This window comes from Blautia faecis (assembly GCF_020554845.1).
Taxonomy (GTDB): Bacteria; Bacillota; Clostridia; order Lachnospirales; family Lachnospiraceae; genus Blautia_A; species Blautia_A faecis.
Genome location: NZ_JAJCIA010000006.1, coordinates 13919 through 40651, shown reverse-complemented (window position 1 = coordinate 40651; position 26733 = coordinate 13919). Strand labels below are relative to the sequence as shown.

At 42.3% G+C, this 26733-nt stretch carries 21 protein-coding genes and 1 riboswitch; of the genes, 18 read left to right on the top strand and 3 right to left on the bottom strand.

Annotated features, from left to right (window positions below; all coding sequences use genetic code 11):
- Nucleotides 1-257: 257 nt before the first annotated feature.
- The 8 genes from LIZ66_RS04595 (at nt 258) to LIZ66_RS04560 (ending at nt 5480) form a co-directional block, all read left to right on the top strand.
- The gene (locus tag LIZ66_RS04595; protein ID WP_227200490.1) at nt 258-824 is read left to right on the top strand and encodes a leucine-rich repeat protein; all 567 of its coding nucleotides are present in this window, start codon (nt 258-260) and stop codon (nt 822-824) included.
- 25 nt (nt 825-849) lie between these two features.
- Nucleotides 850-1044 (top strand): hypothetical protein, encoded by a 195-nt coding sequence (locus tag LIZ66_RS04590; protein ID WP_227200488.1) that lies wholly within the window; start codon nt 850-852, stop codon nt 1042-1044.
- A 350-nt stretch (nt 1045-1394) separates the two neighbouring features.
- A complete protein-coding gene (locus LIZ66_RS04585) occupies nt 1395-1841 on the top strand; it encodes a flavodoxin family protein (protein ID WP_173717304.1) in 447 nt (148 codons plus the stop codon).
- A gap of 85 nt (nt 1842-1926) precedes the next feature.
- Nucleotides 1927-2397 (top strand): GNAT family N-acetyltransferase, encoded by a 471-nt coding sequence (locus LIZ66_RS04580; protein ID WP_148462037.1) that lies wholly within the window; start codon nt 1927-1929, stop codon nt 2395-2397.
- A 60-nt stretch (nt 2398-2457) separates the two neighbouring features.
- A complete protein-coding gene (locus LIZ66_RS04575; RefSeq protein WP_118578091.1) occupies nt 2458-3042 on the top strand; it encodes a sugar O-acetyltransferase in 585 nt (194 codons plus the stop codon).
- A 42-nt stretch (nt 3043-3084) separates the two neighbouring features.
- The gene (locus LIZ66_RS04570; RefSeq protein ID WP_173717303.1) at nt 3085-3300 is read left to right on the top strand and encodes a nucleotidyltransferase domain-containing protein; all 216 of its coding nucleotides are present in this window, start codon (nt 3085-3087) and stop codon (nt 3298-3300) included.
- 110 nt (nt 3301-3410) lie between these two features.
- Nucleotides 3411-5075 carry a dicarboxylate/amino acid:cation symporter gene (locus tag LIZ66_RS04565; RefSeq protein WP_227200486.1) on the top strand — a complete coding sequence of 555 codons (1665 nt, stop codon included), beginning with the start codon at nt 3411-3413 and terminating at the stop codon, nt 5073-5075.
- 114 nt (nt 5076-5189) lie between these two features.
- The gene (locus tag LIZ66_RS04560; RefSeq protein ID WP_308768380.1) at nt 5190-5480 is read left to right on the top strand and encodes a transposase; all 291 of its coding nucleotides are present in this window, start codon (nt 5190-5192) and stop codon (nt 5478-5480) included.
- Nucleotides 5481-5537: 57 nt separating this feature from the next.
- Here LIZ66_RS04560 and LIZ66_RS04555 read toward each other — a convergent pair whose 3' ends face one another.
- From LIZ66_RS04555 to LIZ66_RS04545, 3 genes are read right to left on the bottom strand one after another with little or no spacing between them, the layout of a single operon-like run.
- Entirely contained in the window at nt 5538-7916 is a 2379-nt protein-coding gene (locus LIZ66_RS04555; RefSeq protein WP_227200483.1) for a glycoside hydrolase family 95 protein, read from the bottom strand.
- Between the two features lie 27 nt (nt 7917-7943).
- Nucleotides 7944-9122, bottom strand: coding sequence for a response regulator transcription factor (locus LIZ66_RS04550; RefSeq protein ID WP_195982960.1), 1179 nt, complete (start codon nt 9120-9122; stop codon nt 7944-7946).
- A 52-nt stretch (nt 9123-9174) separates the two neighbouring features.
- A complete protein-coding gene (locus LIZ66_RS04545) occupies nt 9175-10944 on the bottom strand; it encodes a cache domain-containing sensor histidine kinase (RefSeq protein ID WP_227200481.1) in 1770 nt (589 codons plus the stop codon).
- Between the two features lie 274 nt (nt 10945-11218).
- Here LIZ66_RS04545 and LIZ66_RS04540 point away from each other — a divergent pair, with 274 nt between their 5' ends.
- From LIZ66_RS04540 to LIZ66_RS04495, 10 genes are all read left to right on the top strand, one after another.
- Nucleotides 11219-12565: a carbohydrate ABC transporter substrate-binding protein gene (locus LIZ66_RS04540; protein WP_173771442.1), complete on the top strand. Its 1347-nt coding sequence runs from the start codon at nt 11219-11221 to the stop codon at nt 12563-12565.
- 152 nt (nt 12566-12717) lie between these two features.
- Complete coding sequence (locus LIZ66_RS04535) at nt 12718-13599, top strand: carbohydrate ABC transporter permease (RefSeq protein ID WP_173771444.1); 882 nt, start codon at nt 12718-12720, stop codon at nt 13597-13599.
- A 12-nt stretch (nt 13600-13611) separates the two neighbouring features.
- Complete coding sequence (locus tag LIZ66_RS04530; RefSeq protein ID WP_173771446.1) at nt 13612-14439, top strand: carbohydrate ABC transporter permease; 828 nt, start codon at nt 13612-13614, stop codon at nt 14437-14439.
- Nucleotides 14440-14510: 71 nt separating this feature from the next.
- Nucleotides 14511-15935 carry an alpha-L-fucosidase gene (locus LIZ66_RS04525; protein ID WP_173771449.1) on the top strand — a complete coding sequence of 475 codons (1425 nt, stop codon included), beginning with the start codon at nt 14511-14513 and terminating at the stop codon, nt 15933-15935.
- Between the two features lie 275 nt (nt 15936-16210).
- Nucleotides 16211-16762, top strand: a complete 552-nt coding sequence (locus LIZ66_RS04520) for a LysR family transcriptional regulator (protein ID WP_227200480.1) — start codon at nt 16211-16213, stop codon at nt 16760-16762.
- 153 nt (nt 16763-16915) lie between these two features.
- Complete coding sequence (locus LIZ66_RS04515; protein ID WP_227200478.1) at nt 16916-18523, top strand: MutS-related protein; 1608 nt, start codon at nt 16916-16918, stop codon at nt 18521-18523.
- A gap of 191 nt (nt 18524-18714) precedes the next feature.
- Nucleotides 18715-18790, top strand: a riboswitch (cyclic di-GMP riboswitch).
- Nucleotides 18791-18916: 126 nt separating this feature from the next.
- Nucleotides 18917-19732 carry a substrate-binding periplasmic protein gene (locus LIZ66_RS04510; protein WP_227200476.1) on the top strand — a complete coding sequence of 272 codons (816 nt, stop codon included), beginning with the start codon at nt 18917-18919 and terminating at the stop codon, nt 19730-19732.
- Complete coding sequence (locus LIZ66_RS04505) at nt 19716-21920, top strand: ATP-binding protein (RefSeq protein WP_227200474.1); 2205 nt, start codon at nt 19716-19718, stop codon at nt 21918-21920. Before LIZ66_RS04510 ends, LIZ66_RS04505 begins: the two co-directional genes overlap by 17 nt.
- On the top strand, nt 21898-23748 hold the full coding sequence (locus LIZ66_RS04500) for an ABC transporter substrate-binding protein (RefSeq protein ID WP_227200472.1): 1851 nt from the start codon (nt 21898-21900) through the stop codon (nt 23746-23748). The genes LIZ66_RS04505 and LIZ66_RS04500 overlap by 23 nt, the downstream gene beginning before the upstream one ends.
- Before the next feature lie 5 nt (nt 23749-23753).
- Nucleotides 23754-26705, top strand: a complete 2952-nt coding sequence (locus tag LIZ66_RS04495) for a response regulator (protein ID WP_227200470.1) — start codon at nt 23754-23756, stop codon at nt 26703-26705.
- Nucleotides 26706-26733: the final 28 nt, after the last annotated feature.

Here is a 26733-nt window from a genome sequence, read left to right as displayed (position 1 = left end):
ACCCTCAGAACCCGCCATTTAAATAGCGTTTTTCGAAATCAGAAATGAAATCGAGAAACGCTTCTTATTTCCGCAATTTTGCTTCGTCCTGTAAATTTCAGTGTACCTATTCTTTTGGGTCAGATCATATCGTAAAGGAAAATTATTGGATTAAACATAATTTTACTGGCTGTAATGATAGTGACAATAAAATTCTTTTACTATATTCTGATAATGTAAAGATTTCATAATATTGATTGTGGAAAGGGGGCAGCAGAATGAAGAAAAGGATATTGACTTTGTTGACTGTAATTGCAATACTGGCAGGAATTGCGGTACCGGTAAGGGCAGAAGAAACTGTTTCGGAAGAAGCCGTGGAGTGCCTGACAGAGATGCCTTATGAAGCATTACCGGAAGAGGATTTTGAGTTTGATGAAGACAGCAGAACAATTACTGCGTATATCGGAACATCTGTGGATGTTATTATACCGCGTACGATTGGTGATGTGCCGGTAGAAAATATTTCTTATAATGCTTTTGAATGTGCAAGAGATTATGTGCATTCGGATATGGCAACCAATCAGAAGGAAGGCGAGTGGCTGCCAATGCGCTGTCTGATTCTGCCGGAGACATTGAAGTCTATAGAGGATAGTGCTTTTACCCACTGCCATGATCTGGAAACTGTGATTTGTTATGCACCTCTGGAAAATACGAATAAAGGTTTATTTGAGGAATGTAAGGGATTGAAAACAGTGATTTTTGTGAACGTGGTTGGAGAGATGGACAATTACCTGTTTAATTACTGTAAGAATTTGAAGACCGTATGGTGGAAGGGAAGGGATTGATCCAGATGTAATGGAAGCAGACTGGGTGAACTTACAGAACAGCACAGTTACTATCCTGGTGCCAGAGGATACTACTGATGAACAGCTGCAGCTTGTGACTCAGAAGTTTGCAAGTGCATATATAATTATAAATAAATCCCAGGTACAGAAGGGTAGCTGCCAGCTGTCGGAGAATCCAATGCCGGATATTGATGGCATAGTTGGTGAATATGGTATTTAACCGAATCAAGTAGCGAAGCGGACCTGGAATATCCGCTTGACAGGGAAATCTGATTAACCGTCGAGGTACATTAACATTGTATGCATGAAAAGATCCCAGTAAAGTGGAGGCGTTTTAGCCATTCGCTTTGCAAAGGGATCTTTTTCTGATTTGCATACTCAAATGTCTGCAAAAACAGGTTATTTTGATCCGAAGAATATAGAATAGTTAAGCTATATATGATAATATAAAGATATCATACACATAGGAGCTTCGATAATTTGAACACAGGTCACGAAGCGACTGCGTTCATGAGCAAGTAGCAAAGCGGACCTGGAATATCCGCTTTACTTTCTCAGAAAGGAAAACAAATGAGAAAAGCAATCGTATATGCATCTGTGCATCATGGAAATACAGAAAAATTAGTAAAGCGCATAGCAGAAGAGTGTCAGGTTGATTTGATTGATGCTGTAAAGCAGCCAAATGCAGATCTGAGCAGCTATGATATGATTGGTTTTGCATCGGGAATCTATTTTTCGAAATTTCATCAATCATTATTGGGATTTGCGGAGAAAAACTTACCAGACAACAAAAAGGTATTTCTGATTTGTACTTATGGTGGAAATGCGAACTATAAATCCATAGAGCAGATTTTGAGTAAGAAGCATTCTAAGGTAATTGGAAAATTCGGATGCAAGGGCTATGACACATTTGGTCCATTTAAACTGGTTGGTGGAATTGCAAAAGGGCATCCAGATGCTGAAGATATTAAAAATGCAGTTGAGTTTGTAAAAGGATGCCAGATAAAACATGGTTGATAGTATTTCTTGATTTTAGAGATGGAAATATTGCGATTGGGGAAGGAAAATGAGGATAAATTAATCTGTTAAAAGGAGAGCGAAAATGATGATTAGAGACGCAAAAGAAAAAGACATTCCGAGAATTTTAGAGTTATTAAAACAGGTGCTGCAAATTCATGCAGATATAAGACCTGATATTTTTATTCCGGGTACAACAAAATATACCATAGACGAATTGAGAGAGATTTTGAAGAATAAAGAAACACCAATATATGTTGCAGTAAATGAGGCTGATGTTTGCGTAGGGTATGCATTTTGTCAATTACGGGAGCAGCCTTTTTCAAACAATATGGTTCCATTTAAATCTCTTTTTATTGATGATCTGTGTATTGATCAGGAAGCACGAGGTCAGCATATTGGTGAAAGCCTGTTTGAATATGTAAAAAACGAAGCAAAGCAGCTGGGCTGCTATGAAGTGACATTGAATGTATGGACAGGAAATACTTCAGCAGAAAAGTTTTATGAGAAAATGGGGATGCGAACAAAAGAAAGACAAATGGAATACATATTATAAGTCCTGTTTTTATGGTATTATTAAAAAACAATGTGGACTGGATATCAGATGGAGGGACCTATGACAGAAAGAGAAAAAATGCTGGCAGGAGAACTGTACGATTGTGGAGATGCGGAACTGCTGACACAATGGCATAAGGCAAAAGATCTGGTAAGAGATTATAATCAGATGAATTCTGCGGATGCAGATGAAAAAGAACGAATTCTGAATGAACTTCTTGGCGGAAAAGGCAAAAACTTATGGATAACGGCTCCTTTTTACGTTGACTATGGTAATAATATCTACTTCGGAAATAACTGTGAAGTAAATATGAATTGTACCTTTCTTGATGACAATATAATTCGTATCGGTGATAATGCCTTAATTGCACCGAATGTACAGATTTATACGGCATTTCATCCGACAAATGCCATAGATCGCTTCGGGATACCTAAAGAAGACGGATCATTTGAATTTTGTAAAACACAAACAGCACCAGTTATCATTGGAAATAATGTATGGATTGGTGGCGGAGCTATTATTTTACCGGGCGTTACCATCGGGAATAATGTTGTGATTGGAGCAGGCAGTGTTGTAACAAAAAATATTCCCGACAATGTGATTGCTGTAGGCAGTCCTTGCAGAGTGGTCCGTAGGAATCAGTAACAAACATGTTTTATCCAGATAAATATACAAGTGGGAGATATTATGCTTGAAATACAGAAGAAAATTGAATTACTACAGAAAATTGCACATCGATTTAATGAGGCAAATATAGAGTGGGCTTTAGGCGCATCTATGCTGCTGTACTTTAAAGGGATTATTTCAGAATTTCATGATATTGATTTAATGATCTCTGTTCATGATGCTGAACAGGTCCGGACGATTTTATCAGAAATGGGAGAACTTCACACACCGATTTGATTTCCGGTATTATTGCAGTTATATCGGTATTGGTAGGAACTTATATGACGTCAAGTGGAATCAAAAACTGTAAATAAAAGATTTTAGGGTTAGGAGGGATTAAAAGAACTATGAGCAAAAGATTGCTGGTAGAGCAGAAGCATACAAAAGCGGGAATAGAGTTTATCAAAGAAGGTCTGGAAGAGTTTGGCATAGAGAAAAAGCAGACCATAAAGACAATGCTTTTAGTAGAGGAAGTATTGGTGAAATTAAGGGAGCATGCCAAAGACCCTGATGAAAATATCTGCATTATTTTGAATAAAAGGTTTGGCAGGGTATATGTGAATCTGTCACTCCGTGGTGAGAAATTCCAGTTTATTTATGGTCATACCATAGAAGAAGTACTGGACCAGGAAAATGATGATCTTCAGAGCGCACAGGAAAAAGAAGAAAAAATAATCCGGGATGTCCTTCTCAAGGCGAATGAAGAAAGACTGCGCTATAAAAACAAGAACAACATGAACCTGGTAGAAATTACAGTACAGAAAAATCCCCATGCCATGGTATTACATACAATGCTGGCTTTAATAGCTGCAATCGTAATAGGTGTATTGATGAAAGTGTTTGTACCTTCAGGCGTGAACGAAGCACTGAACAATACTATTTTTACATCTATCAGCACAATGTTCCTGAATGCTTTGAAGATGATTGTAGGCCCGGTAGTATTTTTCTCCATAGCATGCTGCATTTCCCAATTTGGAGATCTGAAAGAAGCCGGACGTATTGGTGGAAAAGTCATGGGCTTTTACCTGCTTACCACGGTTCTGGCAATTCTTACGGCAACAGGTGTGTTTGAATTATTGAAGCCAGGTAATCCAGAGCTTGCGGCAAAACTGGCTGGAGATGCAGCTACGGTGTCGGTTTCGGATGTAAGTATTTCAATCAAGGATACAATTGTAGGAATCATTCCGGCAAACTTTGTAAAACCGTTTTTAGATTCCAACATGATGCAGCTCATCTTTTTGGCAGTTCTGATTGGAATTGCATTAGAGAAGATCGGGGAGCATTCCAGATTATTAAAGGATATATTCGAAGCATGCAATGACCTGTTCCTGAAGATTACAGTGATGCTGGTACGCTTCATACCTGTTGCAACCTTTTGCTCCATTGTATCGGTTGTATTAAAGACAGGACCGGATGTGCTGTTGTCCATGCTGGCCATGCTGGGAACTTTTGCAGTAGGAATCGTGGCGATGATCACTGTATATTGTATATTACTTGGAGTAATCGGCCGTTTGAATCCGATTCCCTTTTTGAAAAAATACAGTCCCACAATGCTTCAGGTGTTCGGCATGGCTTCCAGTAATGCGGCGATCATTGTGAACATGGATGCCTGCGAGAATAAACTTGGTATATCAAAGAAAATCTATTCCCTGTCTATTCCCCTTGGGGCAACGGTAAATATGGACGGAACCTGTATATATCTGGTGATATTTGGCATGGCACTGGCAAGAGTTTTCGGTGTTGATATCAACGGTGGAATGATGCTGTCTATGTTTTTCTCCGTGTTTGTTCTTTCTGTAGGTGCGCCAGGAGTTCCAGGAGCGGGGCTTGTATGTCTGTCTGTACTTCTGACACAGTTGAATGTTCCGCTTGCAGGAATCGGACTGGTCATGGGACTGGACTCCCTGCTTGGAATGATGCGTGCAATGAGCAACAGCCTGGGCGATGTGACAGCATCCCTAATTGTTGCAAAATCAGAAAAGAAGCTTGATATGGAAAAATATATGAGTTAGATTGAAGAAACTATAAAAAATAGGTATTAAGCTTTCGTATAGAAGCTACATGCCAATCCATGGTTTATGTTAGGTACATGCACTTGCTTATAATATATTTAATTAGTTTAGATGATTGGCGTTATCTGCAAATATGAGAAAACAACGCATAGAATTTCTCCAATTTTTAAATTTTCGACGACGGTCAGGATGGTGATTTATACTACAAATACCATTGAATCCCTGAATTCTACCTACCGGAAACTGAATCGCCAGAGAAGCGTATTTCCAAGCGATACAGCTCTATTAAAGGCACTGTATCTTGCCACATTTGAAGTTACCAAGAGATGGACCAGTACGATCCGGAACTGGGCACAGGTGTATGGTGAACTGAGTATTATGTACGAAGGGCGCCTTCCAGAGTAACGAATAAACAGGCGAATAAGACGGGCGGAAAACCGTCTGCTCTCACAAAGTTCTTCCTCAGCTTAGCATCCCATTTCCTTCGTATGCCACGCCCCCACGCAGTGAATAGTCCCTCACGTCCCCTTTTCCAACGCGGAGACGTATAGTGGTGTCATGAGCAGGAGTTAAGGTGTAGGTGACATTCTTCCCCTCCCATTTAAGATCCACGCAGATGTTTCCGCGGGCAATGAACCCGGTGGCTTCCCCATTTTTCCAGGAGGGTGGGAGCGCAGGGAGAAGGACAAGCTCTTCGCCCTGGCTTTGAACCAGAATCTCGGCAACAGCAGCACTGTAACCTAAGTTTCCGTCAATCTGGAACGGTGGGTGGGCACAAAATAAATTGGGATAGATACCACCTCTTCGTATTCCCATTTCTTCCATTGGATCTACTACATAAAACAGGTTTTTCATAATTTTCTCCACATGAGCGCCATCTTCCATACGGGCCCACATCAGAACCTTCCAAGCCAGACTCCATCCGGTTCCCTCATCCCCCCGAAGTTCAAGACTCTTTCTCACTGCTTTATATAATTCTGGTGTCTGTGGAGTAATGCCGCAGCCAGGATGAAGCTCATAAAGATGAGAAACATGGCGATGATGCACATCCTGTTCTGGAAATTCCTGGTTCCATTCCAGAATCTGTCCCTTGCTTCCAATAGCAGTAGGTACCATGCGCTCCAGCGCTTCCAGCACATCACACATTATCTGATTCTGCAAGTCAAGCGCTTCGCAGCCTTTCACATAATCCTGAAACAGATTCCTTGCAATGGCCAGGGTATTTTCGCTGTATTCTGCCACGGAACAATCCTCATAAAATAGATTTTCCGGTGAGGTGGCGGGACAGATAGCAAGTCCCTGATCTGTTTCCTGAAGCTGAGCCAGACAGAATCGCACATTTTCCTCAAGTATAGGCATGATTTCTTTCAAATACTCTTTATCTTCTGTAAATAAGTACTGGTCGAACAGATTTCGGCAGAGCCATGCCTCCCCAAAAGGCCAGAACGCCCACACCGCTTTTCCTGTTGCAGGAGAAGTTTTACCCCAGATATCCGTGTTGTGAAAACAGGCAGTTCCTTCACAGTTAAGCAGTTCTCTGGCGGTTTTCTGTCCATTTTTAACCAGCGCTTTGCAAAGATTTACCAGTGGTTCCTGCATTTGGGCAAGATTCAGAGGCCCTGTCATCCAGTAATTCATTTCGGTATTGATATTTACGGTGAAATCACTGAACCATGGTGGAATAATATCATTGCTCCAGATTCCCTGCAGATTGGCAGCCTGGGTCCCTGGTCTGGAAGATGAGATGAGCAAATATTTTCCGAAAGCAAACAGGATTGCATAAAGCTCCGGGTCAGATGCGCCCTCATGAAATGTTGCAAGACGCTCCCGCAGATCATACTGAGAAGTTTCAGCAGAAATCTTCGGTACATCATCCCACAGTCTCAATGAAGTTCTCCCATAAAAAGACCTGTATTCCTCTACGTGCTCGTTCAGCAGCTCTTCAAATGGTTTTGAAAGTTTTTCTAAATCGGTAGCCAGCATATGATGAATTTGGGCATCGGAATATTGTTCAGTATATGCTTTGTCAAATCCCCGGAAGCTGGTACGGATTGCCATACGGATTTCCACCCCAGTTACATGCTCCAATAGAATTCCGTCAGCAGCTCCAGTAGCTCTTCCACCTTCTGCAGTTACGCACCCTTCTCCTATAAAGTGTACACCCTGAAGCTCTGGTTCGTCCGGGAAAAGGAATTCTTCCGGTTTATTTTCCTTAGTAACTTTCAGTCCGCTTCTTCCCGGACAGATTCCGGTAAGCGTGAAATGATTTTCCGTATAATTTTTCTCACGGATAAAGGCTCCGTCACAGTGGACCAAAATAGAAAAGGGCCGGCTGCTTTTAATCTGATACACAAGTCCCTGAGCCGGTGCGCTGATAAAGCAGGTACGTGTAAGCTTAGCGCCATTTCTCACATAGCACTCAGAAGCCACAGCCCGGTCTAAATTCAAATGTCTCTCATAATCTGTCACAGCTGTATCTGAATCCGGCGAAGTACCTGCAGCTGTATCTCCATCAGCATCATAATTATCATCCACAAAATCCAGATGCAGATCCCCAAAGGGCAGATAAACCTGTACATCCTCAGCTTCTTCCAGCTTCTTTTCCATAACCTGTTTTGCTTCTTCATATTTCCCGGCTTTTGCAAGCTCCCGGGCTTGCTTCACTACTTCAGGGGAAAGTCCGGTCTGTCCGCTGTAAGGAGAGCCTGACCATAAGGTATCCTCATTTAACTGTAATACCTCATGGTCCAAAGCTCCGTGAATAACCGCTCCCATTCGTCCATTTCCCAGTGGAAATCCCTCCAGCCAGCATTTTGCCGGATTTTTAAAATACAATTCCATATATTTATTCCTTTCATTATGATTTGCCTACTGATGATACCTCTTTCCATATTCCGATGGCGAAATTCCCATGCATTTCTTAAACAGCCTGCTGAAATAAAGCTGATCATCAATTCCTACCATGGAAGAAATCTCTTTCATGGACATGGTATTCTCCTTGATCAAGGTTGCAGCCTTGCGTATCCGCAAATTATTCAGATAGTTGGTAATGCTTGTGCCAACCTCAGATTTAAAAATCCTGCACAGATAACTGGAGCTTAAATTTACGTTTGCAGAAATAGAAGACAGGGTCAGCCTGTACATGTAATTTTCCTCCATGTACTCCAGGGTCTTCGCAACGTCAGTTTTATAGTGTCCCTCATTAGAGGAAAATTCCCGGAACACACTTCGCGCTTCTTCGTAATTTTTCAGCATCTCCTGATAGGGCATATCCGGTGCAAAGGACTGGTACATGGTAAAACGATTGTATAGCTTTTTTACCAACTGTTCCACCTTAATTTCACTGCCGGACAGCTCAGTCTGGGAAAAAATAACCAGTGCGCTATAATCGTTCAGCACCAGAATATAGGGCTGCAACACTCCCTGAACCGCATCCAGGATCATATCCCGCAGAAGACTCCCGGAGATGGAAAATGCTTCATTAGATAAAAACTTCTCAAAGGTTACATAGCAGACGGCGCAGGAAGCTTCCATAAATGCAAGTCTGGTTTTAGCATGCTGTCCCATAAAATCTGAAAGCTTTATATCCTTCTGGAAAAATTCCAGCAGCAGCTTTGATATATTCTCTTCCTGATCCCTTTTTTCAGTTTCCCAATGCCTGGGTGCTCTGTCCTTTAATTTTTCTACCGTTTTATTCAGACAGGCAAGAAGGGTATCTGGCTGGATCTTAATTTTCAGCAGATAATCTGCCGCACCAAGCAGCAGTGCACTTCGCACAGAATCAAAATCCTCGTAATTGCTAAGCACCAGAATTTCTCCCGGACAATTCTTTTCCTTTAAAGTCCGAATCAGCTCAAGCCCGTCCATCCCAGGCATTTTCAGGTCTGTGATGATCACATCCGGATGATGCTGTTCGATCAAAGGCAGAGCCTCAAGTCCATTTGATGCCGTTCCGCAAATAGAAAAGCCATGCTCCTCCCAGGGTAGGATGGAACGAAGCGCAATTTTTACAATGGGCTCATCATCCACAATCAGTATACTGTACATGTATCGTCCTTTCTGACCAGAGCGTGTTTGAAAAAGGCTCTAGTTGTGTATTTTATGAAAGCGTGTCCGCATAAAGCTCCGGCAGGGTCAGGGTACAAGTAGTTCCTTTTCCCGGCTGGCTGTTAATTTTCAGCCCGTATTTTCGTCCGAAATTCAGCTGGATCCGGTCATTTACATTGGCGACGCCAATCCTTTTCCGCTCCGGGTGAGGCGCCAGGGCGTCGTCTGTCACCTCAAAGCCTTTACCGTCATCAGACAGTTCGATAATTACATCCTCATCTTCCCGCCAGCAGGTAATCTGAATCTCCATCACCGTGCCATTATCTGACGAACCGTGCATCACCGAGTTTTCTGCCAGAGGCTGCAGAATAAGCTTTGGAACCAGACAGGAGAGCAGCTCATCCTCCTCTACATGAAAAGAATATTCAAAGCTTCCTGCATATCGGATCCTAAGAATGGAAAAATAATTTTCCAGATTTTCCAGTTCCTCCTGAATCGTAATATATTCATTCTTATTAGTAAGAGTATTCTGTAAAAGACTGCTTAGCGCCTGGATTCCGTCACTTACAATCTGATCCTTATGCATGGCAGCCACAAACCGAAGACTGTTCAGAGTATTGAAAAGGAAATGAGGATTCAGCTGATACTGAAGCATCTGCAGCTCCAGCTCTCTTTTTTTCTTTTCCTGAGTCTTCTGCTGGTCCATCAGATGTTCGATGGTATCTGCCATATGATCCATGCTGCCGGAAAGCCGGGAGAGTTCATCCTTATGCTTGTCCTGAATACGCACAGATAAATTTCCTTCGGAAACCTCACTGCAGAATTCCAGCATTCTTTTAATAGGAGACATAATTCCCTGATATACCATGGCTACAATTACGATGCATAGTAAAACCAGAAACACTACCACCACAAGAATCTGTTTCAGCATGGCATAAACCTCTGAATTGATATAGTGGTAAGGCATGGTATATACAAACAGCTGATTCAGATTTTTATTAAAAATATAGGTCACCAGCTGTTCCTCTCCATCCTCCTGAATACTAAAGGAATCGGTTTTCTTTGGAAGCCTTTCCTGGATTTTTTTCAGAAGCTCCTCATTAGTTTTCTCCCCCAGGGCGATACTTCGGTTCCAGGAAGAGAGCACCGTTCCATCCAGATTCATATACATAATATTGGAAGAATCTGACAGTCCCACAGGCTCCAGTACCGTCTTGGAAAAGATTTTTTCTTCAATAGAAATCAGAGTGTATCCGATCACCCGGCTTTTGGAATATTGCTCGTAAATCCTTCTTCCGAGAACCAGAATATTTCTGTCACGGTAAGTATGTGCATAAGCCCACACATCCTGTTCCTGCTCCTCAAGCTGCGATAGGATCCGGTCCACATCTTCCTGATAGAACCCGTCATAGCCCAGATCATAAAAAATATTTCCATCTGTATCATAAACAGTAATATTTTTCGCCTGAGCAGGGTAAATGATCTTGCTCCGGATCATCTTCTGGATTTCGATAATTGCCTGATTCTTTTCCATATCAGTCATATCTTTTTTCAGAAGACCTTCCTTGATTTCCTGGCTGATACAGATGGAACCACACAAATACTGATATTTCTCGACTTCACTTACCATATTCAGATTGATCATGGACAGGGTCTGGGAAATAGATGCAGAAAGCTTCTCTTGAAGTGCCGCGGAAAATATATGAAAAGAATAGCCGCTGATTCCTGCTAATGGGATAATAGAAATCATCAGAAGGGCAATTACAAGTCTTGTTTTGATGCTGAATTTACGAAATCCCTGAAAATGATGTTTTTTTTCCATGGAGGCTCCTCCTGTTGCTGACCACTGACGGGTATCTGTCAAAATATTATTATTTTCATTCATTATACAGGAAAAAAACAGAATAATCTATGTAAAAAGCAAAAGATGAAAAAATAATACATATATGCTGCAAGAAAATCCATATCAGATATTATTTACAAGAAAATGTTCCATAATGAGAATTGTTTTGTTAATTTACGACAAAAGATTTTTGCACTATAATAGCATCATCAGGCAAACGTAATAAAAGCCAACAAGAAGGAGGAAACAACCTATGAAAAAAAGATTTGCAGCATCTGCAATGATTCTTGCCATGAGTGCAGCTACTGTACTTTCCCCGCTCACAGCATTTGCGGAAGCAGAAGAACAGGAACTGAACATTGCCATTTTCCAGGGTGGATACGGAGATGCTTACTGGAACCAGATGGTAGAGCTTTTCGAAGAGAGCCATGAGGGCGTGAAAGTAAACATGACTATTAGCCCGACTATTGGTGATATTATCCGCCCACAGATCGTAGCCGGAAACGCACCGGATTTTATCTGCCTTAATGATGGCGCTGAGGATGGCGTAATCCTTTCCCTGATCAAAGAGCATGCGCTTCTGAACCTGGACGATGTATTTGACGGAGAGAACTATGCAGGAACCGGAACTCTTCGGGATGATATTACAGACGGTATTCTTTCCAGTACCAAATGTGCTCCTTACGGAGATGGCGAAATCTATCTTGCACCATTTAGCAGCGGTCCGCAGGGTCTGATCTACAACAAGACCTTTTTCGATGAGAACAATCTGGAAGTTCCAAAAACATGGGACGAGTTTTTTGCACTTGGCGATACCTTAAAGGATATTGACGGACGTGCTCTTTTTACCTATCAGGGAATTTATCCGGGATATATGGAAGAAATGCTCTGGCCGGCAATTGCAAATGAATGCGGCGAGGAAGCTCTTACCAAGATTGCCAATTATGAGGAAGGCTCCTTCAACAACGAAGGTGTGTTAAAGGCTCTTACCCATATCAAAGAAATTGCAGAGAAAGGCAACCTGTTAGAGGGTACTGTAGGTATGAACCATACTGAGTCCCAGACAGAGATGATGCTTGGAAAAGCTGCATTTATCACGAACGGAACTTGGATGGAAAATGAGATGCAGGATGCTCCAAGAGAAGACGGATTCGAGTTTGCAATGGCTCCGATCCCAACCGAGAATGCTGATGATGTGCATTATGTATTTGACAGCTGCGAGCAGTTCTCTATTCCGGCAGCTGCCAAGAACCCAGAGCTTGCAAAAGAATTTCTCCGTTTCCTGTACAGCGATGAATCCGTATCTGCTTTTGCAGAGGCTTCCGGTGCCCTCTATGCTACCAAGAGTGCCCGTGAAGTAGCAAAAGATAAGCTGTCTACTGCAATCTACAATATGTACGGAATCTACGAAGAGGCAAATGCTTCCTCCCTGATCATGAGCTTTGCAGCAGTTCCGGCTGACTGCAAGATCAACCCGAAAGATGAGATTTTCAACCCGATCACTTCTGTTATGAACGATGAAATGACAGTAGAAGAGTGGGCACAGAACGTAGAAGCTGCTTTCGCACAGGTTCGTGCTGATATGGAAGCTGCCAACTAAACTTCATATGCCAGCCGGATAAAAACGGTAAAGCATGGAAAGGCTGCTGCACAATGTATGCGGCAGCCTTTTGTAACCCTAAATAGATATATTGCCAATCGGTGATGTCATCCACAGTTATTCAATATTTAAATTTAAAGAGGTGAGCAAGCGTGGTAAAAAAGCCCAGATTATTTATAGCCCTGTGTACGCTTCCTGCATTGATCTTAACCATTGTTTTTATGATTGTCCCTATGGTAAATGCCATTTATCTGTCTTTTACCAGTTCCACTGCACTTAGCGTAGGCTTTAACAGCAAATTTGTATTTTTGGATAATTACAGGTATATGTTCCAGGATAAGGATTTTCTTCAGGCACTGTTTAATACTCTTAAGCTGATGCTGGTAATCCCGGCTGTGACCATATTTCTAAGTCTTGTATTTGCATTTATCCTTACTCAGGGACAGCTTAAGGAAAAGTCATTTTACCGGACCGTATTCTTTTTCCCAAGTATTGTTTCCATGACTGTAGTTGGTATTGTGTGGTCCTTTGTGTTTAATCCCACAAGAGGAATTCTGAATCATATACTGGATCTGTTCCATCTCTCCACCTGGAAACATGCATGGCTTGGAGAGGGAAAAACAGCTCTCTGGTGTATTGGTGCGGCCTTGGTGTGGCAGGCCATTGGTTATTACATGGTCATGCATGTGGCTTCCATTGATGGGATTTCCCAGGAGGTTTATGAAGCTGCTTCCATTGATGGCGCAACAGGAGTGCAGAAGTTCTTTAAGATCACCATTCCGCTGCTTCGCAGATCTATTGGAACGACCTATATACTTTCCCTGTCTGGTACTATCAACTTAAGTTTTACCCTGTCCAATGTTATGACAGGTGGAGGACCAAATGGTGCTTCCAGTGTACTTTTACAGTATATGTATACCCAGGGTATGCGAAACGCCAATTTTGGATATGCCATGGCAATTGCCATGTTTACCCTGATTCTTGCAATCGTGCTTGCAATGATTTCTAAAAAAGTATCATCTGAAAAAGAATAGGGAGGGAGACTGATGAAAACTGTAAGAACCTGGTGTATCAGGATCCTGATGATTCTGTTTACCGTTATCTTTTTGTATCCGCTTTTCTGGAATCTGATGTCTGCGTTTAAGACAAATGCAGAATATCTGACAGATCCTTATGCATTGCCCGCAGCTTTGAATCTGGATAATTTTGTGGCAGCATGGCAGAAAGCAAATATCGCCGCTTATTTTGGAAATTCCATATTTGTGACAGTGCTTTCCACTGTATTGCTTCTGCTTTTTGTCATTCCCATCTCTTATGTACTGGCAAGATACCGTTTTGTGGGCAGCAGGCTGATTTCTACGGTCTACATGGCTTGCATTTTTCTGCAGGCTACTTACATTATGATTCCTTTGTTTCTGGAATTACAGGCTGTGAACGGATTAAATAACCTGCCGGTATTATGTCTTGTTTATGCAGTTATGCAGTTTCCTTTCTGTATCTTTACCTTGCAGGGATTTATGTCTGCGGTACCAAGGGATTATGAGGAGTCTGCAAGAATTGACGGTGCTACTAATATCCAGCTGTTATTAAGAGTTATGGTGCCTCTTGCAAAACCCGGAATCGCTACCATTACCATGTTAAGTGCCATGGGCTTCTGGAATGAATATCCACTGGCACTTGTTCTTCTTACGGAAGATGCAAAGAAAACCCTTCCCATCGGTATGGCAAATTTGTTTGAGGTGCAGAAATATGCTACAGACTGGGGTGCCCTGTTTGCCGGACTTGTAATCGTTATGATCCCAACAATTATTATCTATCTCATTGGACAGAGATATCTGCTTCAGGGAATCGGTGCAGGCGGGTTGAAGGGATGAAACTATTTTTTGCAGCTGTCTGCATAGTATCTTCTTTCTGAAAAATATATGAAAATTAAAGGAGAAATCATATGCCAACTGATCAGGAATTAATAAAAATTGTTCCCTCCCGCCGTCAGCTTGCCTATCAGGCAACAGAGTTTTATGCGTTTTTTCATTTTGGAATGAATACATATACCAATCGGGAATGGGGAGATGGAACGGAAAATCCGCAAATTTTTAATCCTACAGAGTTTGACGCAGACCAGTGGGTGACTGCAGCACAAAATGCCGGCATGAAAGGCGTAATTCTTACCTGTAAGCACCATGACGGTTTCTGCCTGTGGCCTACCAGATATACCAGTCACAGCGTTGCAGCAAGCCCATGGAAAAATGGCAGGGGAGATGTGGTTCGGGAAGTGTCCGAAGCATGCCACCGCCATGGAATGAAATTTGGAATTTATCTTTCCCCATGGGACCGCAATCAGCCTTGCTATGGAAGTGGAAAAGAATATGACGATTACTATCTGGCACAGCTGACTGAGCTTCTCACCGGCTATGGGGATATTTTCAGTGTCTGGCTGGATGGTGCATGTGGGGAAGGACCTAATGGGAAAAAACAGGTCTATGACTGGAATCGCTATTACGAATGTGTTCGAAAATATCAGCCAGACGCATGTATCTGTGTGTGCGGGCCAGATATCCGATGGTGTGGAAATGAAGCTGGCGATGTAAGAAAATCTGAGTGGAGTGTTGTTCCTGCGCGTACAGCACTTGCAGAGAGTGTACAGGAAAGAAGCCAGCAGACCGATGATGAGGAATTCAGAATGCGCCGGATTACCAGTGATATGGAAGATCTTGGAAGCAGAAAAGCGCTTGAAGGTGAAACGGATCTGATCTGGTATCCGGCAGAAGTAAATACTTCTATAAGACCTGGATGGTTTTATCATCCAGAAGAAGATGATCAGGTGAAAAGTCTGGAAGAGCTGGTTCATATCTATATTGGGGCTGTTGGAGGAAATGCAACCTTTTTGTTAAACATTCCACCTATGCCAAACGGACTTCTTCATAAAAATGATGTTAAACGTCTGGAAGAATTTGGAAGCTGGAAAAAGAAATCTTTTGCTCATAATTTAATGAGTACAGCACATGTTTTTTCGGAAAATGAAGATCCAGCGCATCCGGCTTCCAATTTGACAGAGGATACTTTGGAAGCATGGTATCAGCCTGAAAGCAGTGAGCTGCCAGTAGAGATAACGATTTGCCTGGACGACTCATACAATTTGGGGTATCTGGTATTAAAAGAGGCTGTCTGCTATAGCCAGAGAGTAGAAAAATATGAGGTATTTGTTAAAGAAGGGGAAATATGGAACAGTATTTACACAGGAACGGTAATTGGCTATCAGAAGATCATTCCTGTTAAGGGGAAAAAAGCCAGGGAAATGAAAATTGTTTTACATGATTTCCGTGTACTTCCGCTTCTAACGTTTATTGGGATTTATCCGGAAAATACCTGAGCGGTTAAGTATTGTTTTATATTATTTCATAAATTAAATAAATAATTATTTATAAAAATACCCTTTAGGAGTAGAAATCATCCTAAAGGGTATTTTCCTCTTAAGCGATATACAGGGGAGGGGTGGTAGTTTCTACCTTAAGAGGGAAACATATGGCAAGTACAACGCCATATGATTTTCGAGTACATAATACGCTTGACGTAGAAATAAGTAAAAACTATAATTGATATAGCTGGAATAAACATATGATACGCCAAAAGAAAAGGAAAAATATTATGGACGTTAACTTCGAGTATTATAAGATCTTTTATTATGTGGCAAAATACCACAACTTTACCAAGGCGGCTCAGGCGTTAAACAACAGCCAGCCTAATATTACCCGGGCCATGAATTGGATTGATTTTGCAGTAGTTTCCACTCCGGCAGAGGTGGATTCCCCATTGAAACAGATCATGCTCATGCCCTTTCAGGAGATCCTGGTTGGTGGCACTACTTTTACCGCCCTTGGCAGCCAGGAACTTTCCCTTCGGGAGGTAAAGAACTATCCGATGATTTCTCTTGGGCGGGAAACTATGACCTATAAATTTTACAACAGCGTATTTTTATCTCATGGCCTGGATCTTTCCCCGGATACGGAAGCTGCCACTGCGGATCAGATCCTGCCTCTGGTAAAATGCGAGCTCGGGCTTGCCTTTTTGCCCCAGCCGATGGCTGCACCTTCCCTTTTGAAAAAAGAGATCGTACAGATCCCATTAAAAGATGAAATTCCGGAGCGCCAGATCTGCCTGGTGTATGACAGCCAGCATCCTATGGGAGCTGCGGCATGAGAACTAAAAAATACAATTCTATTGAATTGATTACATAAAAGAGGTGAAAGCGGAATGAATCCATATGTATCAGTAATCTTGACAATAGCAGTATGCCTTTTGCTATTTGTTTTATGGATTATATATGAAAATTATAAAAATAAAAAGCGTATCTTGACTAAAATTCGAAGAAACTGGGGGAAGCCGTATACCAGACAATATGAGCCTGGTGACATTGAGCAGATTTCCCATTATTTTAGGCGAAGAGAAAAAGAAGGTTTCGCAATAGATGATATTACCTGGAATGATCTGGATATGGATCGCCTTTATAAGATGGTAAATCAGACGATTTCTTCTCCTGGGGAAGATGTGCTTTATGATATGATGCGAAGACCGGTATTTTCTCAGGCTGAAATAGACAAAAGAGATGAGTTGATAGATTTTTTTTCCCAACATGAAAAAGAACGGGAGCATATGCAGCTGCTCCTGTCGCAGATTGGAAAAACGAGATTAGGTTCTTTGTCGGATACGGTATTGGCTCTTAAAAGTTCTTCTGAGGTAAAAACAGGAATCCATTGGTTTATGTTGATACTGCTGGTGTTGAATGTTGCAGTGCTTTTACCTGTGAAGCCAGTAGTTGGCTTTTTTTGCTTCATAGTCTTAATGATAACAAATATTACAATTTATTATGCAGGCAATGACCGAAAATTAATCGAAGCTTACCTGGATTGTTATGCACACTTGCTTCGAATGTTATCTGTTGCAGAAAAAATAAAGAATGTGCAATGGTCAGAAACAAGAAAGCAGATGTCTGCTATTGCAGAAGCCAGAGCGGTGTTTAAGGGTCTTAACCGGAAAGCAATTTTTTTGACCAGTAAAAATACAGATGGAGGAGATCCGGCACAGATTCTTATGGACTATATCAGAATGCTGACTCATATAGACATTCTGGTTTATAACGGTCTTTTGAAAAAAATTCAGGACAAAACGGACTCTATTTTGAAGCTTATTGATAATATTGGAGAACTGGACGCGTGTATTTCCATTGCATCTTTTCGGGAACTTCTTACGCTTTGGTGCAAACCTGAGTTTAAAAGCTGGGAAAGTGGTGTCACGCAGATTGAAATGGCTGTAGAAGATCTGTATCACCCACTGCTTCAGGAGGCAGTTGCCAATAGCTTTCAAGTAGCCGGAGGAACTTTGGTAACCGGTTCTAACGCATCCGGAAAATCTACATTCCTAAAAAATGTTGCAATGAACAGTATTCTTGCCCAGACGCTTGTTACCTGTACTTGTTCATTCTACCAGGCACCGTTTTTGAAAGTTATGACATCTATGGCATTGCGGGATGATATAGAGAGTGGAGAGAGCTATTTTATTGTAGAAATCAAGTCGCTGAAACGAATATTGGAAGAAAGTAAGAAAAGGGAGCCACTTTTATGTATTATTGATGAAGTGCTTCGAGGTACAAATACGGTTGAGAGGATTGCTGCTTCATCCAGAATTTTAAATGCACTTCGGCAAAAATGGGTGCTGCCTTTTGCAGCTACTCATGACATAGAACTGTCGTACATTTTGGATTCCCAGTATGAAAACTATCATTTTGAGGAAGACGTACAGGAAAAAGAGGTGGTATTTTCCTATATCCTGAAAAAGGGAAGAGCCACATCCCGAAATGCGATTCAGCTTTTGGATATGTTAGGTTATGACAAGGAAATTGTAGAGGATGCACGAAATGCGGCATTTAATTTTGAAAATAAAGGAATCTGGGATGCCTTATAAATGCAGCAGATCATGTCTGGAAACAGTATTGTCAATGCTGCGTGGATTTTGGAAGTAGGAGAACAGTTTGAGTATATGTATCGGCTGTTCTTTTTCTATTTTTAAGTGTTAAAGCGGTGAGGTTTTTCTTGTGTAAAGTAGAGCAATGGAGTATAATAAAATAGGTTTTTGCATAATTTTAAAAGCTATAATAAGAAAATCGGCAAAACAGACGAAAGTCTGTGACGCAAAGCTACAGGGCCTGTAAAATGGTAGCCAGTTGCATGAACTGAGGTGCACTGTCTGTGAGACAGTGTTTTTTTACGGTGTTATTTCATAGACATAACAATAATAATTTTATGGCAGGGAATCAGATATGAAAAATACGAGAAGGATAGTTAGGATAGACAGAAAATGAAAGGAAAAAAAGTGATTGCAGGCATTCTGCTTGCGGGAATTTTAGCAGTCACCCTGGCAGGGTGTAAAAACACAGATAACACGAAAGAAGAAACTGAAAAGCCTGTTATTACCCTCGGAAGCGATAACTATCCACCATACAATTATCTGAATGAGGATGGTGTACCGACGGGTATAGATGTAGAACTGGCTACAGAAGCTTTCAAAAGAATGGGATATCAGGTGGAGGTTGTCCAGATCAACTGGGAGAAGAAAAAAGAACTGGTGGAGAGCGGAGAGATTGACTGTATCATGGGTTGTTTTTCTATGGAAGGACGTCTTGACGATTACCGCTGGGCAGGACCGTACATAGCAAGCCGTCAGGTGGTCGCTGTAAATGAGAACAGTGATATCTATAAACTGAGCGATCTGGAGGGAAAGAACCTGGCTGTCCAGTCCACAACCAAACCGGAAGGCATTTTTCTGAACCGGACAGATGATAGAATCCCAAAACTGGCAAATCTGATCAGTCTCGGACACCGGGAGTTGATTTATACGTTTCTGGGGAAAGGATATGTAGATGCAGTTGCTGCACATGAGGAATCTATCGTCCAGTATATGAAGGATTATGATGCAAGCTTCCGTATCCTGGAAGAGCCTCTGATGATCACCGGAATAGGTGTCGCTTTTGCAAAAGGTGATGACAGAGGAATCTGTGAACAGATGGAACAGACATTGGAACAGATGCGTCAGGATGGCACATCCCTGAAAATTATTGAAAAATATCTGGATGATCCCCAGAAGTATCTGGAGGTGGATGACCTTGGATATTAAGAGAAAGAAAAAAGAAAAACGAATCCAGATGATCGGAGGTCTGATTGGATTCTGTGTGGCTGTAGTCTCTCTGTTTTATTTCTTCCATATAGAGAAAGCGGAAGCAGAAAAAAGAATGGTGGAGATCGTAAATTATGTTAAAGTGCAGTGTTCCACCTACACCCATTATAATGAATCTTCCGAATCCAAAAGTCTTCTCCGCTCAATTGAAAGTGCCAGACAGATGAGTACAAATATTAACATGGAAATCGAAAACGGCGGTCAGCTAAGCCAGGATTTCCTGAAAGAAAACCTGCAGACTCTCTGGGCGGATGGTATCATTGTACTGGATACAGAAGGAAAGACGGACTGTGAATACAGCACGGACGAGGCTTTGGCTAATGAGATTACGGAGTATCTGCAAAAAGAAATTATCATGGATTTTGCCGGATATGAAGAAAGATCTTATTCAGAACGGTTTGCCAGGGAAGATGGATCCTATATTGACATTGCAGCCTGTGCCAGAAAAGATGCACCTGGTATTGTTGCAATCTACTATTACACATCTCCCGAATTTACCAGAAATTATACTTTGACGATACAGAGTCTTTTAAATGGCTATAGTACCCGGAAAGATGGAACGATTATTGTTGCAGACGAGGGATTCGTTGTTGCCAGCAATGATCAGAGCCTGTTGGGGCAGAATACGGCTGACAACGAAGTTGTTCAGGCAATGAAGAGGCATACAGACAGTCAGCACATTTATCATTTGAAGAATGAAGGAACAGGATGCTACGGAATCATGCTGAAGCAGAGGGATTACTATATTTATGCATATCTTCCGGATACAGAAGTGTTCCATAATCTTCCATTAAGTGTGATAAGTGTTATTTTTCTTTATTTTCTGATGTTCAGTATATTCTGGTTCTGGACATACAGAACCAATCTGGCGCACCGGAAACAGGAACAGGAAAAAGATGAAAAATATAAAGCAGAACTTCTGATAGCAGCAAAAAAGGCAGAAGCCGCCAATGAGGCAAAAACAGAATTTCTCCAGCGGATGAGCCATGATATCCGGACTCCGATCAATGGAATCTGCGGTATGGTAAATATGGCAGACCATTATGCAGATGATATGGAGAAGCAGACGGAATACAGGACAAAGGTGAAAGAGGCATCCAATCTGCTGCTGGAACTGGTAAATGAAATTCTGGACATGAGTAAGCTGGAGTCAGGCGAAATTGTTCTGGAAAAGATTCCATTTAATCTGAGCAGTATTTCAAGGGAAGTACTTGCTGTAATCGAGCAGATGGCTGCAGAACAGAATATCAGGATTGTGTGGGAGAAAAAAGAAATCACACACCGGGATTTTATTGGAAGTCCGGGGTATGTGAAACGGGTGATGATGAATATCCTGTCCAATGCGGTGAAATATAACAGAGAAAACGGACATATCTATATCAGCTGCATGGAAATCCCATCCGAACAGCCAGGAATGACCACAATGGAATTTGTCTGCCGGGATACAGGAATCGGAATGACTGAGGAGTTCCAGAAATGTGTGTTTGAACCATTTGCACAGGAACACACAGGAAGCCGCACAAAATTTGCCGGAACAGGACTTGGGATGCCGATTGCAAAGAATCTGGTCGAGAAAATGGGCGGAACCATTACCTTTGAAAGTGAAGAAGGCACAGGAACTACATTTGTGATCCGGGTTCCGTTCAAAATAGATATGAATGCGGATAAACGTGAAAAACAGAAGGATGTATCAGAAAAATCTATAAAGGGGTTGCACATTCTTCTGGCAGAAGATAATGAGCTGAACATGGAAATTGCAGAATTTATGCTCCAGAATGAAGGCACTGTAGTGACGAAAGCATGGAATGGACAGGAAGCTGTTGAGCTATTCAGAAAAAGTAAACCTGGTGAATTTGATGTCATTCTTATGGACATTATGATGCCGGTTATGAATGGTTATGAAGCTACAAAGAAAATTCGTTCTCTGGACAGAGAGGATGCAAAGGTGATTCCGATTATTGCAATGACAGCAAATGCATTCACGGAGGACAGACTGAGAGCTAAAGAAGCAGGAATGGATGAACATATAGCAAAGCCTGTTGATGGAAAATTATTGATAAATATAATTTATAAACTAATGAAACACAGTTTCAGGGGGAGTCATAATGAAAAAGAAAAACCGGAGTAAGTTACTTGCTGTACTTCTGGTGATGACGACAGGCACATCACTTTTGTCAGGCTGCGGCAGAAAAATTGCAGAAAAAGAAGATGCAGAAACCATCACAGTGTATTTATGGAGCACCAGCCTGTATGATAAATATGCACCATACATCCAGGAACAGCTTCCGGATATCAATGTTGAATTTGTAGTCGGCAATAATGATCTGGATTTTTATAAGTTTCTTGATGAAAACGGTGGTTTGCCGGATATTATAACCTGCTGCCGGTTTTCCCTGCATGACGCAAGTCCGCTGAAGGACAGTCTGATGGATCTTTCCACAACCAATGAGGCAGGTGCTGTCTATGATACCTACCTCAGCAGTTTTATGAACGAGGATGGCAGCGTAAACTGGCTTCCCGTGTGCGCGGATGCCCATGGTTTCGTGGTCAACAAGGACCTTTTTGAAAAGTATGAAATTCCGCTGCCAACCGATTATGAAAGCTTCGTTTCTGCCTGCCAGGCATTTGACGAGGTGGGAATCCGTGGCTTTACTGCAGACTATTATTACGATTATACCTGTATGGAAACACTGCAGGGTCTGTCTGCATCAGAATTGTCTTCTGTAGACGGACGCAAGTGGCGCACCACCTACAGTGACCCAGATAATACAAAGAGAGAGGGTCTGGATGGTACCGTCTGGCCGCAGGCTTTTGAACGTATGGAACAGTTTATCCAGGATACAGGGCTGAACCAGGATGATCTGGATATGAATTATGATGATATCGTTGAGATGTACCAGAGTGGTAAGCTTGCCATGTACTTTGGCACCTCAGCTGGTGTAAAAATGTTTCAGGATCAGGGCATTAACACAACATTTCTGCCATTCTTTCAGGAGAATGGCGAAAAGTGGCTGATGACGACCCCATATTTTCAGGTGGCCTTAAACCGCGACCTGACACAGGACGAAGCCCGCCGAAAGAAAGCAATGAAGGTATTGAAAACAATGTTTTCAGCGGAGGCACAGAACCGGATCATTAGTGATGGACAGGATCTGTTGAGCTACAGCCAGGATGTGGATTTCAGGCTTACGGAGTATCTGAAGGATGTGAAACCTGTGATCGAAGAAAACCATATGTATATCCGCATTGCGTCAAATGACTTTTTCTCCGTTTCCAAGGATGTGGTGTCTAAGATGATTTCAGGAGAATACGATGCAAAGCAGGCCTATCAGTCATTTAATTCCCAGCTTCTTGCGGAAGAATCTGCTTCAGAGAATACCGTGCTGGATTCACAGAAATCCTATTCCAACCGTTTTCATAGCAGTGGGGGAAATGCGGCTTATTCGGTTATGGCAAACACTCTGCGTGGTATTTATGGAACGGATGTACTGCTCGCAACTGGGAACAGCTTTACGGGAAATGTACTGAAGGCAGAATATACGGAAAAAATGGCTGGCAGCATGATCATGCCAAACAGTCTTTCTGCGTATAGCTGCAAGATGAGCGGGGAAGAACTGAAAGAGACAGTCAGAAACTTTGTAGAAGGCTACCAGGGCGGCTTCATTCCCTTTAACCGTGGTTCGCTGCCTGTGTTCAGCGGGATTTCCGTGGAAGTCAAAGAAACAGATGATGGCTACACATTGAGTAAAGTTACAAAAGATGGAAAAAAAGTTCAGGACAATGATACATTCACGGTAACCTGCCTTGCGATACCAAAACACATGGAAGCTTATCCCACAGATGAGAATATTGTGTTTGAGGGAGGAGATACCACTGTGAAGGATACCTGGACAGGATATATTTCAGATGGTGATGCCATTCTTGCAGAGCCTGAAGACTACATGACTCTGAGGTGAGAAGAATGGATATTAAGAATCGTAATAAAGGCAGAAAGAAACCTGGCATGGGAAAACGATCCCGGATTGCTGTCTTTACAGCTGTTTTACTGGGAATTGTTCTGATGGTTTTTCGATATTTTGACTTTGTGTCGAAAACCATTTATGAGGAAAGCGTTTCTCATCTGACAGAGATTTTTCATCAGTCTGATAATATGCTAAGGGAACTGACAGATAAGAACCTGACTTATCTCCATATATGGGGGGAGAATCTGCAAAATATCTCCAGTGAAGATGAAATCCGTCATTATATAAAGAATGCGCAGGAGGATGCCGGATTTTTGGATTTCTTTTTTCTGTCAGCCGACGGAAACTATAAGCTGGTGACAGGGGAAAACGGATACCTTGGATTACAGGAAGATATTGAAGAGGACATCCGGCAGGGAAATGATGTGATATCAAATGCAGCAGTTCCAGGAAAATCCCAGCTGCTTGTTTTTGCCACTCCCAGGGCCCATGGAAGCTATCAGGGATTTGAATATGATGCCATCGCCATTGCCTATGAAAACTCTGATATCGTAGATGTACTGGATATTTCTGCTTTCAATGGAAATGCACAGAGTTTTATTGTTCATCCGGATGGCCGTGTTGTGATCGATCATTCTTCTGAGTCATGGGGGAATGTATATAATTTCTTCGGTGTTCTGAGAGAGCATTCTGATATGTCTGAGAAAGAGGTCAATAAGCTTTCGGAGAAGTTTAAAGCAGGACATACCGGTGCGCTGCTGATAGATCTGGATGGAAGGAACTATTATCTGGTTTATGAAAAATCGGATATTCAGGACTGGGTATTTCTGGGACTTGTACAGGCGGATATTGTCAATGCCAGTATGAACAGTCTGCAGCGTAACACAATGTTCCTTGTAGCTTCTGTTGTGTTCTGTATTGCCGTCTTTTTTATCAGCCTTATTATCCAAAAAAACAGGACAAGCCTTAGAAGAAAGGACACACAGATCCGGTACAGAGACGAACTGTTTCAAAAGCTGTCAATGAATGTGGATGACGTTTTCCTGATGCTGGATGCCAAAACATATTATGCAGATTACGTCAGCCCGAATGTGGAAAAGCTGCTGGGCATTACGATAGAACAGATCTGTAAAGATATTCGTGTTCTGAGAAAACTGCATCCAGAGGAACAAGAAAATCCGGAGAAAAATTATCTGGAGGAAATCCAGGTGAATGAACAAAGAGAATGGGATTATGAATATGTTCATCAGAAAACAGGGGAAAAACGCTGGTTCCATAATATAGCAATGGGCAGTGGGATAGACGGAAAAAAGAAATATATCCTGGTTATGTCGGACCGTACCGCTGACTGGAAAATGAACCAGGCACTTTCTGAGGCAGTCCGTGCGGCGGAAACTGCAAACAGGGCAAAGAGTACCTTCCTTTCCAATATGTCTCACGATATCCGGACACCAATGAATGCAATCATCGGTTTTACCACACTGGCTGTAAGTAATATTGATGATAAAAACAGGGTTCGGGATTATCTGGGCAAGATCCTTTCCTCCAGTAACCATCTGCTTTCCCTGATCAATGATATCCTGGATATGAGCCGGATTGAGAGTGGAAAGATCCATCTGGAAGAAACGGAGGTCAGTCTGTCGGATGTGCTTCATGATCTGAAAACGATCATCAGCGGGCAGATCCATGCGAAGCAGCTGGAGCTCTATATGGATGCCATGGATGTGACAAATGAGAATGTCTATTGTGATAAGACACGACTGAATCAAGTGCTGCTGAATCTTTTGTCCAATGCGATCAAGTTTACTCCTGCTGGCGGAACCGTTTCTGTTCGGCTGAAACAGTATCCGGGGCTACAAAGAGGCAGTGAACTGTACGAGATCCGGGTAAAGGATAACGGAATCGGCATGAGTCAGGAATTCGTGAAGAAGATCTTTTCTCCTTTTGAGAGGGAGCGGACTTCCACTGTGAGCAGGACTCAAGGTACAGGACTTGGTATGGCCATCACCAAGAATATTGTGGATATGATGGGCGGCACCATTGAGGTCCGGACAGAGCAGGGGAAAGGTACCGAATTTATCGTCCGTCTGCCATTCCGGACTCAGCCTGAGAATCACCGTATAGAGAAGATTGCAGAGCTGGAAGGTCTTAAGGCTCTGGTTGTAGATGACGATTTTAATACCTGTGACAGCGTGACCAAAATGCTTGTGAGGGTTGGAATGCGTTCGGAATGGACACTTTCCGGTAAGGAGGCTGTTCTGCGTGCACGACAGTCTATGGAGCTTGGGGATGCCTTCCATGCTTATATCATCGACTGGCGTCTGCCGGATATGAATGGTATTGAGGTCACCAGACAGATTCGCAGTCTTGGTGACGATACACCGATTATTATTCTGACTGCTTATGACTGGTCAGACATCGAAGTGGAAGCCAGGGCTGCAGGGGTAACTGCATTCTGTGCGAAACCTCTGTTTATGTCTGATATCAGAGATACCCTGATGACTGCCATTGGCCAGAATCAGGCTGAGCAGGAGAATCCTGTTCTTCCGGCGGCAGTCCCAGATTTCAGAGGCAAATGTATATTGCTTGTGGAAGACAATGAGCTGAACAGTGAAATTGCGGTGGAAATCCTTAATGAATATGGCTTCCTGGTGGATACTGCAGAAAATGGGGCAGAGGCAGTAGAGAAGGTCAAGAGGTCGAAACCGGGCGGTTATGATCTGGTGCTGATGGATGTGCAGATGCCGGTAATGAACGGATATGAGGCCACGAAGCAGATCCGTGCCCTTAGGGATCCGGCACTGGCAGGAATCACCATCCTTGCCATGACGGCCAATGCTTTTGACGAGGACAGAAAGAAAGCGTTGGAATGCGGTATGAATGGATTCTTATCCAAGCCAATCGTTATAGAGGAATTGATCAGTACATTACAAAATAATCTGACAGATTAGTAATAAAAACCTGCTAAGAAGTTCGGTT

Coding starts and splice junctions, on each gene's coding strand:
- LIZ66_RS04495 (WP_227200470.1), top strand. CDS start 23,754: ATGGATATTAAGAATCGTAATAAAGGCAGAAAGAAACCTGGCATGGGA.
- LIZ66_RS04530 (WP_173771446.1), top strand. CDS start 13,612: ATGAAAACTGTAAGAACCTGGTGTATCAGGATCCTGATGATTCTGTTT.
- LIZ66_RS04595 (WP_227200490.1), top strand. CDS start 258: ATGAAGAAAAGGATATTGACTTTGTTGACTGTAATTGCAATACTGGCA.
- LIZ66_RS04505 (WP_227200474.1), top strand. CDS start 19,716: ATGACCTTGGATATTAAGAGAAAGAAAAAAGAAAAACGAATCCAGATG.
- LIZ66_RS04525 (WP_173771449.1), top strand. CDS start 14,511: ATGCCAACTGATCAGGAATTAATAAAAATTGTTCCCTCCCGCCGTCAG.
- LIZ66_RS04500 (WP_227200472.1), top strand. CDS start 21,898: ATGAAAAAGAAAAACCGGAGTAAGTTACTTGCTGTACTTCTGGTGATG.
- LIZ66_RS04575 (WP_118578091.1), top strand. CDS start 2,458: ATGACAGAAAGAGAAAAAATGCTGGCAGGAGAACTGTACGATTGTGGA.
- LIZ66_RS04540 (WP_173771442.1), top strand. CDS start 11,219: ATGAAAAAAAGATTTGCAGCATCTGCAATGATTCTTGCCATGAGTGCA.
- LIZ66_RS04565 (WP_227200486.1), top strand. CDS start 3,411: ATGAGCAAAAGATTGCTGGTAGAGCAGAAGCATACAAAAGCGGGAATA.
- LIZ66_RS04555 (WP_227200483.1), bottom strand. CDS start 7,916: ATGGAATTGTATTTTAAAAATCCGGCAAAATGCTGGCTGGAGGGATTT.
- LIZ66_RS04585 (WP_173717304.1), top strand. CDS start 1,395: ATGAGAAAAGCAATCGTATATGCATCTGTGCATCATGGAAATACAGAA.
- LIZ66_RS04550 (WP_195982960.1), bottom strand. CDS start 9,122: ATGTACAGTATACTGATTGTGGATGATGAGCCCATTGTAAAAATTGCG.
- LIZ66_RS04520 (WP_227200480.1), top strand. CDS start 16,211: ATGGACGTTAACTTCGAGTATTATAAGATCTTTTATTATGTGGCAAAA.
- LIZ66_RS04510 (WP_227200476.1), top strand. CDS start 18,917: ATGAAAGGAAAAAAAGTGATTGCAGGCATTCTGCTTGCGGGAATTTTA.
- LIZ66_RS04580 (WP_148462037.1), top strand. CDS start 1,927: ATGATGATTAGAGACGCAAAAGAAAAAGACATTCCGAGAATTTTAGAG.
- LIZ66_RS04570 (WP_173717303.1), top strand. CDS start 3,085: ATGCTTGAAATACAGAAGAAAATTGAATTACTACAGAAAATTGCACAT.
- LIZ66_RS04545 (WP_227200481.1), bottom strand. CDS start 10,944: ATGGAAAAAAAACATCATTTTCAGGGATTTCGTAAATTCAGCATCAAA.